Genomic DNA, 12,955 nt, shown 5'->3' on the forward strand with positions numbered 1-12,955 from the left:
TAAAACAGGTAATTCGTTGCCTAAAATAATATTAAATTGAAAAAAATGAAAAAAAGTAACATATATGCTATTATACCATCTCGTTCAGGGTCAAAAGGGTTTAAAGATAAAAATATAAAAGAGTTGGGAGGAAAGCCTCTAATGGCGTATTCTATAGACTTTGCCAAAAAGCTAGGAGTAGATAAAATAATTTGTTCAACAGACTCCGGTGAGTATGCTAAAATTGCTCAGAAATATGGTGCCGAAGTCCCTTTTTTAAGAAGTTCAAAGGCTTCAGCAGATAATGCTATGGAGGAGGATATATTAGAAGATTTATATAAATGTTTTGATAGACACGATATGTTATATCCTGATATTATCGTTTGGTTAAGACCCACGTTTGTTTTTAGAGATTTAGATATTATTAAAAAGGCAATTAGTACATTAATAGAGGAAGAAGAGATTAGTGCGGTAAGAACAATTTGTGAGTCAGAATCAAGATTATACAGATTAACTAAGTCTGATAAAATTGAAGCCTGTTTTGAGGACTATGGAAAATCTATGATACGAAGGCAAGATATGGAGTCAAAATTTAAAGTGTTTAGTACAGATGTGTTTAGAGGGATTCCTAAAAATATATCGGATTCATTTTTAGGAGATAATGTAAAAGGTTTAATTATTCCTAAATTGTGTGGTTTAGATATTGATGATGAGGATGATTTTATTATAGTTGAAAGTTTAATTAAAAATAGCAATAATGTCCAAAAGTATATGCACTAGTATTAAAGAATTAATCGAAAATAATCTAGAAGAGATAATTTCGCTTAGGTCTCAAAAGACTTTAAAGCCTGATAATAGTTATGTGTCTAAGGGAGATCTACTATGCGAAGAATTAATTAAAAATTTTTTAAAAGAAAATCACCCTAATATCTTTTTAGTATCAGAAGAAAGCCCTACAGATAATATTGAGAATGTTAAAAAGCCTGAAGTATTAATTTTGGACCCCATAGATGGGACAGAAAACTTTATTTCTGGATTAAAAGAATGGGGTGTAGCTCTTTCCTATTATAAGAATGGAAAACACCAAGAATCTTTATTAGCTATGCCTGAATTAAACTGTTATTTAAAAACAGGAGATAAAATTGAAAAATTTAATTCAAGGATTTCTGGAATATCATCAAGCCTTACAAAAGAAGATATGCTAAAGTTAGAGCCTGGTTTTGAATATAGAATAATTGGATGTTGCGTGTATAATATGTATAATGTAGTAATGGGATCATATTATTCATTTGAAAATATAAAAGGAGCATATGTTTGGGATATAATAGGAGGGTTAAATTTAGCCATTGAGAATGGCCTTAAAATTGTTGTAAATAATAAATCATATTATGGAGAATTACTTGAACCAAATAAAAAACATACTTTCAGAATTACAAACGAATAAAGTATATATAGTAGGAAAAGGACCAAGTCTGGCTAATATTAACCCAGATAGATTAGTTGATGGTGTTGTGTTTAATCTTAATGATTCTGAAAGGTTTTATCCTGGTCATTTCTCAATATTACATAGTTTTTGGGCTTTTCAGAGTGTTCAGCAAAATGAATTTAAATCTAAATGTTATATTTCAGATAGGAGTTTCCCGGAACATATTAATTCTATAAAACTAGAATACGAACCAGATAACTACGAAAGTTTTAATTCGATAAGTAGTTCGTTGCTAAGTAAGCCTGTTGTAATTTCTGATTTTTTATTTATAACGGCAATACAGCTGGTATTATATACAGCCAGAACATTGAACATAAAGTTAGATGTTTATTTCTTGGGTTTTGATTTTGGTGATGCTAACACTGTTAAAATTGTAGAGGACCACTCAGGGCACTCAAAGGCGTTGGCAGATGCTATTTTACATACACAGGAAGACTTATTTAAAAGTGTGAAGAGTTATATTGATAAAAATTTTGCGTCTCTAAATGTTATTCATGTTGGAGAAAAAATATATAGCAAAACTTCAGTATTTAAATTTAATAAGGAAAGTATAAAAGAAGACTACAAGTATAAAACTAATATAGAGTTGTATGAAGATATAAAATTGCAAATAGCTAACAATATACCCGTAGTCGTGGCAGAGCTTACGAACAACCATATAGGAGATGAAGAACGTTTAAGAACGATGATACGGTTGTCCAAAGAGCAAGGTGCAGATATGATTAAAGTACAGAAAAGGGATGTTAGTACTTTTTACACCAAAGAAGAACTTGAGAGTGATTATAATTCACCGTTTGGTAAGACATTAAAGGATTACAGAGAATCTGTTGAGCTTACCGACTATTTGTTTGAAGTATTAATAGAAGAATGTAAGTTAAATGAAATATGTTGGTTTACATCAATTCTAGATAAGAATTCATATGATTATATTTTAAAATACGATCCTCCGCTTATTAAGCTTCCAAGTACTATTTCTAATCATAGAAATTATTTGAGCTTGGTAGCAGAAACATTTACCGGAGATGTTGTTGTTTCGACGGGGTTTACAGATAAAGAATATGAGTCATTTGTGTTACAATCTTTTAATAAGAGTAATAACTTATTCCTTTTACAATGCACATCTTCATATCCTGCGCCACCAGAATCTTGCAATATAGCGGTTATAAACCACTATAATAATTTAAAAATATCAGATTACGATAATATAATTCCAGGTTACTCAAGCCATGATGTAGGACCATTGGCTAGTCAAATGGCTGTTAGCGCAGGAGCGTTAATGTTGGAGAAACATGTTAAATTTGGAAACTTGGATTGGATTCATTTTGATGGTGTTGCTTTAGATTTGACAAAAGGGGAATTGGCTAATTATGTAAAAGAGATTAAAAAAGCAGTAACTATAAACGGTAGCAAAGACAAAAAGCCTCAAAAAGCAGAACATCATAAATACAAGATCAATTCAAAGAGTAATTAAAAGTTAATGAAGAAATTAGCATACCGCTTATGGAATTCTCCAACTATTACAACTTGGGCTAGTTTAGTGGTTCTTTCTGCAAATACAATTTTTGTATTGCCTTTAGTTTTAACTAAATTTTCTTTAGCGGAGGCCAATATTTGGTTTGTATTTATGACTATTTTTAGATTTAAAGACATATTTGACTTTGGGCTAAAAAATAACGTTTCTAGATTGTATTCTTATGCCTGTGGAGGGGTTAAAGATATAAGTTCTATTGGTAACATAGAAAGTCAAGAAACAAGCAACGAGCCAAACTTTTTATTAATAGCTTCTATTTATAATAAATCGGTAAAGTATTATAGTATAGTCTTTATTTTAGCAATATTAGTACTAGGTATAATAGGCACAATTAGTTTGTACGGTTTAATTGGAGCTAGAGAAGACAATTGGATAGCCTGGTTAATTTTACTATTAGGATCTTGTATTTTTTTATTTGGTAATTTATTTACTTCATACCTTATAGGTATAAATAAAGTGGCATTATTAAAACGTTGGGATACCTTTTTTGGCTTATTAACCTCTTTTTCAATAATTTTAGTAATGCTTACAGTTCCTAGCTTATTAAACATAATAATAATAATGAATTTTTGGGTGATTATTAATGTTTTAAGAAATTACTATTTAGTAAAAAAAACAAAAAACTCTTTTTTAATTGATTACGATAAGTTTAATAAAAAACATTATTTAGATGTAAGTAAAAGCATCATAGAGCCTTCATGGAGAACCTTTGTTGCTGGATTAGCAGGTACGGGAACAAAGTATGGTTTAAATTTAATTATTGCGAATTTAGTGAGCGCAGAAATTTCTGCTTCTTATTTATTGGCAGATAGGTTATTAGATCAATTGAAAGAGGTTTCAAGGGCCCCCTTTTATTCTAATATCCCTAGGTTTTCAAAATTAAGAGCTCAGAACAAAATATTTCTTTTAGTTAAGGAAGTAAAACAAGCAATGTTATTTTCCTATGGAGTAAATTTTATTGGTATTGTAGGTTTATTGTTTTTTGGAAACTATTTAATTTCTCTTATAGGATCAAACGTGACTTTTGTCTCTAATATGATGCTTGTTTGTATGGGATTTTATTTATTTATAGAGAGGTTTACTGCAATGCACTTACAGTTGTATACCTTTATGAAAAATAGGGTAATTGGTCATATTGGTTTAATTGTAACAGGTATATTGTTATTATTACTTACTTCGGTATTATTTCCTATACTTTCTATAATGGCAATACCTATTGCAGGAATTTTGTCGTATTTATTTTTTTATTCTTGGTTTGTAGCATTGAAAAACTATAAAATACTTGAAACTAGTTTTGTTAAATTTGAAAAAAAGTTAATTATTTTATTTAATCTGCTGCTAATTTTATTGTTCATTATTTATGAAATACTTATTCCACATACACAGTAATATTAATTTATTAGTTGCAATTGGTATTGTAGAAAAATGTAACTACCGAAAAGAAGATGTTTTTTTTTTACTAAATAGAGGTATAAAGACAAGTTTTTTGGTTAACACTATTGATATCCCTGAAAATATTTACTATCATCCATTTAATACTATAAAAAAGTTAAAAAATTTAAATTTCTTAAAAAATAAAGCTATTCTAGCTGAAATAGATTCGATTATAAAATCAGCTACACTAGGAGGTGAATTTATTTATTTTTGTGCAAATAGTAGAGTTCCATTTTATAGAGCTTTTTTTTCTCATAAGAAATGCAGTGAAGTTCATTATATAGAAGACGGAATGGATGCTTATTTGCCAGCTAAAGAACTAGAGAGTAAGTACCCCAAAAAGATACCAAAACATTTGTTAGTAATAGATTTTTTTTTAAAATTTCTACCCTGGTTTTGCAGTAATAGGTTGAGGTATTTAAACATAGACTTTATGGGGAACTTCAAAAACAAAAAATCAGTAGTATACTGCATAAATAAAAAGGCGTATGATAATCAATCAAATAATAATAAAGTTGTATTAAACATAGACGAGATTTCTTTTTTTAATAAACAGAACTTAAAGAATGATGTTCTATTTGTTTTTGACGCTGTTGTGGAACAGAAAGTTATAAAGGAGGAAGATTTAAATAAGTTTGTAGATTGGTTTTCTGAAATATATTTCAAGGGAAAAAATATATCAATAAAGTTTCATCCATTTCAGTCAAAATTAACTCAGCAGCAGATTGTTAAAAAAATAGAAGCGAATGGAACTCATGTAGAAGTCATTTCTAATGACATTATAATGGAGGTGCTTTTTGTAAAGAAAAAACAACTAATAATTTATGGAATTGGATCTTCTTTATTGGTTTATGGCTCAATGATAAATAACCATAAAGTAAAAGTTCTTTACCCATATTTTGAAAAACAATTAGGGGTTTTATCACCTAGGTTAAATACCTGGAATACTATGTTTTTGAATAATGACCGTGTAGAATTATTAGAAAAAATATAATAATTATGAATAAGAAAATATTATTTTTTCCTCAAAATAATGAACATGTCTTAAATATGAACCCTGTTTTAGAAGAGTTACAGAAGTCTGATTTTAAGTGTGAATATTTAGATACAAGAGCAGTATACAAACAAAAGTTAGAGTTTAACTCTGGATGTAATTTTAGTAAGGTTTTTTTTCCTGAATTAGAAAATTCTTTTTACCATTTAAGCAGTATAGATAGAATTATTTATATACGATCAGTAAGAAAAGTAATTAAATCTCTTGCGGATGAATACGATTTGTTTGTTTTTGGAAATGATGGCGCCTTACAACGTTTAGTAAATTATTACGCAAAGAAACAAGATAAACCATCGGTAATGATTCTAGATGGCCTTGTAGGGGCTAATAAGTACTCTTATAGCGATGTTCTTTTTCAATCTAAGGAAAAAATAAAAGATGTTAAAATAAAAGCAATAGACAGTTTTAAGTATTTTATTTCTAAATTGTTCTCAGGTAGTAGTATTAGTCCATATTTACCGAGTACTATTGGCTCTAGTAATCTAAATGAAATATATACTATAGGAGATTTTTCTAAATCTTATATAGAAAACCATAAGCATAAAACAACAAAAGTTTTTTCGTTTGGATTACCTCGTATGCGGCAACATTTTTTAGAGAACGAGACTTTTTTTATTCCTAAAAAACCTAAATCGATATGTTTTATTACTTCTGCATACAAATGGCATAATTTAGACCACTTTCATGATTCTCAAATCCAAGATATTTTATTAATTCAAGAATGTATTAATGAGATATACCCTAAAGATGATGAAATAAAATTATATGTTAAATTGCACCCTAGAGAGCGTATGGAGGATTATGACCTTTTTAAAAATAGTAAAAGGATACAATTAGTTGTGGGAGAGCCATTGGTAGAAACTTTTAAAAACTATAAATTGCTTTTTAGTAATATTTCTACTTGTATTGTTGAAGGTGTAAACAAGGGTGTAAAAGTTCATTCTATTTTAATTAATTTCCCTTATTGGAAATTTAAAAATGGTTTTTTAAAAGAACCAAGTATTAGTAAAATATTTACAAAAAATGAATTGAGTTTTAGAATAAAAAACGAATTAGAAGAGGATAAAGTGGTTTATGATATACCTGTAGAAAATAAATTTCTCTCAGCAGAAACTCAAAATTCAGTTAAGAATATTTCAGAAAGCATCAAAAAATTAACTTAATATGGTTTTTAATTCTTTGGAGTTTTTGCTCTTTTTCCCTATTGTTTTTGCTCTTTATTATATAATTCCAAATAAGTCATGGAATATATTTTTGTTGCTTTCTAGTTATTATTTTAATAAGTACGGGGTTAAAGTTTTAGACTTAAATAAGGCTTATAAAAAATTAGATTTAAAAAAAGAAGATTTTTTAGATTTAATACATGTAAATTGGTTAGGAGCAAACAAAGTATCCATAATGTTTTCTGAATGGATGAAGGATCAATATAATATCAAAACACAATGAGATTAAAATATATATATGCTATAATGGCTTTAATTATTTTAAGCTCGGTTAGTTATATTGTCAACTATAGCCTAAAGGATATATTGTCATTTGATTTTGCAAAGGTGATAAATGTTTTACTAGCTATGACAATATTTTTATTGTCTTCATTTGCAGTATTAAAGAATGGGAAAATCACAAGTTTTACTCCTTTAAATTTATATGGGTTACTTGTTTTTTGGCTTTTATTGGTAGGAGTTTTTTCTAATACGCCATTAGAAATTTTACCTAGTTTTTTTAGATTTTGTATGTACTATTTTTTAACTCTAGTTGCATATCAGTATTTAATGAATGAAGGATTAAATCAATTTAATAAGTCGGTTAAGAGGTTTACTGTCTGTTTAGTAATAGTGGCACTTGTATTTGGATATTACGAAGTTTTTTTTGGTTCTGTTAGATTTATGAACGGAGCATATAGACTATCCGGCTCTTTTAAATTACACCCTTTAGCAGACTCTATGTTTTTAGGTATAGTTATAATTCTTTGGATAGAATATTTTGTTGTGCAAAAAAAGATGGGTTTTCTTAATTTTTTAGTATTAGTAGGCTTGGCATACCTTTTCCTAAATACCCATTCTAGGATGCCATTACTCTTTTTAATAATTTCATATGTGACTTATACTCTTTTAAAATTAAAAAAAATTATTAAAATTATAAAAGTATCTGTAGGTGTTATTATTTTATTAGTTTCCTCTTATTCAATTGTAGTAAATACTGAAATATCGCCTAGATTAAAAAAAGTATTTGTCTCGAAAAACTCTCTTAGAGATAACTCAACCAAGACTAGAATAGAAATTATAGAGAATACATATAATGCTATGAGTGCTTACGAAAAGGCGGTAGGTATTGGATTAGGTGGTTTTAATAATTTTTATAGAGATGCTAAAGGTAAAGATGGAGTTGCTGCACATAATAATTTTTTATTATTTTTTGCAGAAGGGGGCATTATAGGACTTACAATATTTTTATCTTACCAGGCGATTTTATTTATTACTCTTTTTAAGTTTATAAGAAAAAAAATGAATTATGGTGGTAGTGTTAATTATCAGCGGCTTGTTTTTGTTTCTGTTTTTTTATTTGAGATATGTTCTTTTTTATTGAATAATTATTATTTTTTTACTTCTCAATCTATTGTTTTCATTTTAATAGGGTTAATGATGTTTCTAATGAAAAACAATCACGAAAATAAAGTTAACCTTAAGCCCTTGTAGTGGCCTTTAACGAATTTAATAGGAAGTTATGAGTAAAAGATACTTTATCATTGCACCATGTTATAATGAAGAAAAAGTAATTGAAAGATTTCTCAAGGATTTAGAAACAAAATTAGTTAAAACAGATGCAGAATTTACGGTAGTAATTGTGGACGATGCTTCTTTAGATTTGAGTCTAAGTATACTTAAGGGTTTTCGATTTAGCAGCGAAAGTTTTACTTTAAAAATAATACGACTTAATTTTAATATGGGGCATCAAGCAGCTATAAATATTGGTCTTAATTATGTAAATAAATTCAAAGACGATATTGAAGGTGTTATTGTAATGGATAGTGACGGAGAAGATGATCCTAACGCAATAAAAGAACTTATAAAATTAAAAGATTTTGATATTGTCTTTGTAAGTAGGGGGAAAAGAAAAGAAGGGCTCCTTTTTAAGGTAGGTTATTTTTTTTATAAAGGATTGTTTAAGATGGTTGTCGGTAAAAGTATAACATTTGGAAATTACTCACTTATTAATCCAAATGTTCTTTTTTCTATTCATAATCAGCGGTTTTCGCATTATGCAGCTTTTTTATCTAAGCAAAAATTTAAGATTAATAAAGTTCGTTTTGATAGGCAGCATAGAATTGATGGTAAGTCAAAAATGAGTCATAAAAATTTAGTCTTTCATGGACTTTCGTCTTTAATTGAATATTCAGAAGAAATTTTATATTTTTTAATCAAATTCTTTTTTGCTTTAATTTGTTTTAATATTGTTTTAGGGGGGTACGTTCTATACAGTAAATTTATTTTACATACAGCTATTTTAGGTTGGGCTAGTACTATTGGTTCTAGTATACTTATTATTTGTGTTTTAATTATAAGCACTGTTATTTTAGGACTATTACTATTATCAATAAAAAGAACTATTTTCAATAATATTATATCATATGAGGAAATTAAGTAGTTTTTTTAGACAAAACGTTTTGTTTTTTGGGGGATTATTTATTTTGGTAACTCCGTATTTTTTTTGGTATAGTTTAGCTGGTGAATCTTATGTGTTAATCCACGATAATATAGATTCTGAATTTGTATACATCAAAAATATTATAGAAGAAGGGGTAACTCTTAGTTTTGGTTCCGAGCCAATTATAGAAAGGGTGATGAATGGTCTTCCTAGGGGATTGTTGAGGAGTGGGTTAAACTTTACGTTTTTGCTTTTTGCTTTATTGTCACCCATTATAGCTTATATAACTAATCATTTGTTCGTCCATATTATTGGGTTTGTTGGAATGTATTTATTGTTAAAAAGGTTTTTTGTAAAAAATAATGATTGGTTAGTTGTGCTAATATCATTGTGTTTTGGCTTTTTATCATATTATCAAATACAATATGGAATATCAATTTCGGGACAGCCAATACTGCTTTTCGCATTTTTAAATTTACTTTATAAAAAACAAAAGTGGTATGATTGGTGTATTATTGTCTTGTTTCCGTTCTTCTCATTTTTAATTGTGACACTACCTTTTTTTGTTCCTTTTCTTTTGTTATTAGGTTTAATTTATACTAAAAAAAACAGTTTTCCTAGAAATTTTTTTTTAGGAATTCTAATTTTATGCTTGGTTAATTTACTTGTAGAAATACAGCTTATTTACACAACTTTTTTTCAATCTGACATAATTTCTCATAGGACTGAATGGCAAGTTTTAAAACCTTCATTTAATAATGTTTTAGATACGGCAAAGACATATTTTAGTGCAACACATTATCATTCAGGACTTTTAGATGTTAGACCTATATTGGCTCTGTTTCTAATAGCAATATTATTTTCAAAGTTAAAATTTAAGGGTGAAGTAAAGTTTGTTTTCTGTAGCATATTATTCATTATAATATGGGTGTGCTTAAATCCCTATTTGGTATATTTTTTAAATGATTTTAGTATTTTTAGAAGTTTTAACTCATTAAGGTTTTATTTTATTTTACCATTTTTGTGGCTACTATTACTTGCTTTGATTTTGAATAAGCTAAATGCTAAATCATCAATTAAGAAATTAATAGGAGTTCTTTTATTGACCTTTTGTTTGTTTAATATTATCGATAATAATAAAGAGTATACTAATAATATAAAATCTTATTTTGGTTTAGAGATTGGTGGGCCAAATTTTAATGAGTTTTATGCAGAAGACTTATTTGAGGAAATTAGTACTTTTTTAGGAAGGGAAGAGGTTGCTAAACACAACTTTCTGAATTTAGGAATTTATCCTAATATAGCTCAATATAACGGATTTAAAACCTTAGATAGTTATCAGAATAACTATCAACTTTCATATAAGCACCAGTTTGAGAAAATCATTAAGGAAGAACTTTACAAAAATGATAAAATAAAAATGTATTTCATTAATTGGGGAAGTAGATGCTATTTGTTTTCATCAGAACTAGGAAGAAAGTATCTGTTTTCTAAAAAGACAAATACTGTGGTTAAAAACCTTGATTTAGATGCAAAGGTATTTAAAGAGATGAATGGTAAATACTTAATTTCATCGGTTCCAATTATGAATTATGAAGAAATTAACTTTAAGTTTTTAAAATCTTTCAGCAATTCTAACTCTTACTGGAAGTTGTATTTATATAAGGTGGATATCTAAATTTAAGTAATAAGTTTTGTGTATTTGTAATTATTAAAAAAATTTTTATTTAATGTCGAAAATATTGAAGTCAATTGTTCAAGAGAACAATTTGAAAACTATCAATGATAGAATGGTTTTTATTGCTTTTCTACTTGTGTTAATTTCGTATCCTTTTTCCATAGGCATTAATAGTATTGCTATTTTGTTATTAACAGCAGTATCTTTAATTAAATTAATTAAAGAAAAAGAGGTTTTTTATAATAAGATATATTTATTGTTTATTATTTATTTTTTGACTCGTTTTTTTTCATTACTGTACTCAGATAACTTAAGTACTGGATGGAGAGCAATAGAACGTTCTCTTTCAATAATAGTTTTTCCTTTAATTTTTATGATTAATAAACCTATCTTGTTAAATAGAATTTTTTTCTTAAAAATACTTAATGTGTCAACAGCAGTTGCTTGTGTTTTCTGTCTTTTTAATAACTATTTGTTTTTTGTAGTAAATGAGATTCCTACTAATTGGTGGCTAGATTGGAAGTATAATCATCATCATTTAAGTTCTTATTTAGATTTTGGGCCTAACTATTTTTCAGTGATAATAGTTCTTAATTTAATTGGTGTTTTTTTTTATAGAGTAAATTTAATTAAAAGTAAAATTATATTTTTGATTGTTTATATAGTGCAGTTGTTTTTTTTGTTTCTTCTTTCATCTAGATCTCTCATCTTTTTTTACCTCGTATGTACGGTTATATTATTAACTAGAAATGGATATATAAAATATAAGATTAAGGGAGTGGCTATTTCTTTGGTTGGTTTATGCTTGATTTTAATTTCTGTCTATTTATACGTTCCGATTGTGAAACAGCGTTTTAGAAAAACATATTCAGAGTTTATTTCAGATAATAAAAAGGATACACAAGTGGGTGGGTTTATTAATAGATTACAAAATGTAAATAGTGCTACAGAAATCATTAAACGCAACTACATTTTAGGTATAGGTATAGGAGATGTAAAAGATGAATTAAAAAAAGAATATTTTAGAATTGATTTTAAAGAAGGAATAGATCATTCATTTGATGCTCATAATCAATATTTACAAAACTATTTAGCTTCAGGTTTTTTTGGTTTCCTATCATATATTTTAATTTTTATTGTTATTTGTAGATTACTAATAAAGACTAAAAAACATTTTTATATAATAATAGTCCTTATGTTTGCTTACTTTTCTTTGTTTGAATCTTTAATTGAAACACATAAAGGAATTGTTTTGTTCTCCATTTTGTTTTTATTAATAACTCCATATGAAGGGCCTAAAGATAATTTTGTTATAAATAAATGATATTATTTACTGTTGACCACTTTGTTTTGAAAAGGTTAGATTATTTTATCTAACGCGAATTGATAATTCTATTCTTAAATCGATTTGGTTTTTGAATTTACCGATGTTTATTAAACATTTTTATGAGTTTTATAAAAAAAATAATTACAAAAATTAACAAATTAGAGAGGGAGGATATTCATCTAATTACATTTGTTAATCCATATTCTTACCTGGAGTTGCGAAAAATTAAATCAACTGTTGATGAGATTGATAAAATTTATGTAGATGGAATCTTTTTAGTTTATTTTTTTAGACTTATTGGGGTTAAAACAAAAAGGAAAAGTTTTGATATGACCTCTTTGGCTCCGATTGTATTTAACGATTGTATTAAATACAAAAAGTCTATTTACTTTGTTGGTTCAACAGATACTGCAATAGAAGGATTTATTAGTACTATTAATTCTGAATATAAAAATCTAAATGTATTAGGCTATAGAAATGGATATTTTAGTGATGTACAAGAAAAACAAAAGTTTATTAATAATTTAGCTAAGATTGAACCTGATATTTTAGTTGTAGGAATGGGTACACCTCACCAAGAGGAATTCTTAGTTAGCTTAAAAAATAGTGGTTGGAAAGGTGAAGGGTATACTTGTGGGGGGTTTATTCATCAAACATCAAAAGGAATTAATTATTACCCTAAGTTTTATGATAAATATAATTTACGATGGCTTTATAGAATGATTGATGAACCTAAATTAATCAAAAGATACTTATTATATTACCCTTTATCTGTTTGTTTTTTTATTTTTGATGTGCTAAAATATAAACTTAAGAAATAG

Annotated in this window: 12 protein-coding genes; all 12 read left to right on the forward strand. The window is 27.2% G+C overall.

The window, feature by feature from the left end; all coding sequences use genetic code 11:
* The first annotated feature begins 45 nt into the window (after positions 1–45).
* The 12 genes from BT107_RS12365 to BT107_RS12420 all read left to right on the forward strand — a co-directional run bounded on the left by BT107_RS12365 (position 46) and on the right by BT107_RS12420 (position 12,955).
* Positions 46–759, forward strand: coding sequence for an acylneuraminate cytidylyltransferase family protein (locus BT107_RS12365; protein ID WP_072304122.1), 714 nt, complete (start codon positions 46–48; stop codon positions 757–759).
* Positions 737–1,423, forward strand: coding sequence for an inositol monophosphatase family protein (locus tag BT107_RS12370; protein WP_072304123.1), 687 nt, complete (start codon positions 737–739; stop codon positions 1,421–1,423). Before BT107_RS12365 ends, BT107_RS12370 begins: the two co-directional genes overlap by 23 nt.
* A complete protein-coding gene (locus BT107_RS12375; protein ID WP_072304124.1) occupies positions 1,368–2,936 on the forward strand; it encodes an N-acetylneuraminate synthase family protein in 1,569 nt (522 codons plus the stop codon). The genes BT107_RS12370 and BT107_RS12375 overlap by 56 nt, the downstream gene beginning before the upstream one ends.
* 6 nt (positions 2,937–2,942) lie before the next feature.
* On the forward strand, positions 2,943–4,385 hold the full coding sequence (locus tag BT107_RS12380; RefSeq protein ID WP_072304125.1) for a polysaccharide biosynthesis protein: 1,443 nt from the start codon (positions 2,943–2,945) through the stop codon (positions 4,383–4,385).
* Positions 4,357–5,424: a polysialyltransferase family glycosyltransferase gene (locus BT107_RS12385; RefSeq protein WP_072304126.1), complete on the forward strand. Its 1,068-nt coding sequence runs from the start codon at positions 4,357–4,359 to the stop codon at positions 5,422–5,424. The genes BT107_RS12380 and BT107_RS12385 overlap by 29 nt, the downstream gene beginning before the upstream one ends.
* Positions 5,425–5,429: 5 nt before the next feature.
* Positions 5,430–6,647 (forward strand): hypothetical protein, encoded by a 1,218-nt coding sequence (locus tag BT107_RS12390; protein ID WP_139254317.1) that lies wholly within the window; start codon positions 5,430–5,432, stop codon positions 6,645–6,647.
* A gap of 1 nt (position 6,648) precedes the next feature.
* Positions 6,649–6,930 (forward strand): hypothetical protein, encoded by a 282-nt coding sequence (locus BT107_RS12395; protein ID WP_072304128.1) that lies wholly within the window; start codon positions 6,649–6,651, stop codon positions 6,928–6,930.
* A 23-nt stretch (positions 6,931–6,953) separates the two neighbouring features.
* Positions 6,954–8,180, forward strand: a complete 1,227-nt coding sequence (locus tag BT107_RS12400) for an O-antigen ligase family protein (RefSeq protein WP_170854735.1) — start codon at positions 6,954–6,956, stop codon at positions 8,178–8,180.
* Between the two features lie 28 nt (positions 8,181–8,208).
* Entirely contained in the window at positions 8,209–9,129 is a 921-nt protein-coding gene (locus BT107_RS12405) for a glycosyltransferase (RefSeq protein ID WP_072304130.1), read from the forward strand.
* On the forward strand, positions 9,113–10,807 hold the full coding sequence (locus tag BT107_RS12410) for a DUF6044 family protein (protein WP_072304131.1): 1,695 nt from the start codon (positions 9,113–9,115) through the stop codon (positions 10,805–10,807). Before BT107_RS12405 ends, BT107_RS12410 begins: the two co-directional genes overlap by 17 nt.
* A 52-nt stretch (positions 10,808–10,859) precedes the next feature.
* Positions 10,860–12,131, forward strand: a complete 1,272-nt coding sequence (locus BT107_RS12415) for an O-antigen ligase family protein (RefSeq protein ID WP_084639230.1) — start codon at positions 10,860–10,862, stop codon at positions 12,129–12,131.
* A gap of 122 nt (positions 12,132–12,253) precedes the next feature.
* A complete protein-coding gene (locus BT107_RS12420) occupies positions 12,254–12,955 on the forward strand; it encodes a WecB/TagA/CpsF family glycosyltransferase (RefSeq protein ID WP_072304133.1) in 702 nt (233 codons plus the stop codon).

Source organism: Cellulophaga fucicola (assembly GCF_900119145.1).
GTDB lineage: Bacteria > Bacteroidota > Bacteroidia > Flavobacteriales > Flavobacteriaceae > Cellulophaga > Cellulophaga fucicola.

Coding starts and splice junctions, on each gene's coding strand:
- BT107_RS12405 (WP_072304130.1), top strand. CDS start 8,209: ATGAGTAAAAGATACTTTATCATTGCACCATGTTATAATGAAGAAAAA.
- BT107_RS12420 (WP_072304133.1), top strand. CDS start 12,254: ATGAGTTTTATAAAAAAAATAATTACAAAAATTAACAAATTAGAGAGG.
- BT107_RS12415 (WP_084639230.1), top strand. CDS start 10,860: ATGTCGAAAATATTGAAGTCAATTGTTCAAGAGAACAATTTGAAAACT.
- BT107_RS12395 (WP_072304128.1), top strand. CDS start 6,649: ATGGTTTTTAATTCTTTGGAGTTTTTGCTCTTTTTCCCTATTGTTTTT.
- BT107_RS12400 (WP_170854735.1), top strand. CDS start 6,954: ATGGCTTTAATTATTTTAAGCTCGGTTAGTTATATTGTCAACTATAGC.
- BT107_RS12410 (WP_072304131.1), top strand. CDS start 9,113: ATGAGGAAATTAAGTAGTTTTTTTAGACAAAACGTTTTGTTTTTTGGG.
- BT107_RS12390 (WP_139254317.1), top strand. CDS start 5,430: ATGAATAAGAAAATATTATTTTTTCCTCAAAATAATGAACATGTCTTA.
- BT107_RS12370 (WP_072304123.1), top strand. CDS start 737: ATGTCCAAAAGTATATGCACTAGTATTAAAGAATTAATCGAAAATAAT.
- BT107_RS12375 (WP_072304124.1), top strand. CDS start 1,368: ATGGAGAATTACTTGAACCAAATAAAAAACATACTTTCAGAATTACAA.
- BT107_RS12365 (WP_072304122.1), top strand. CDS start 46: ATGAAAAAAAGTAACATATATGCTATTATACCATCTCGTTCAGGGTCA.
- BT107_RS12380 (WP_072304125.1), top strand. CDS start 2,943: ATGAAGAAATTAGCATACCGCTTATGGAATTCTCCAACTATTACAACT.
- BT107_RS12385 (WP_072304126.1), top strand. CDS start 4,357: ATGAAATACTTATTCCACATACACAGTAATATTAATTTATTAGTTGCA.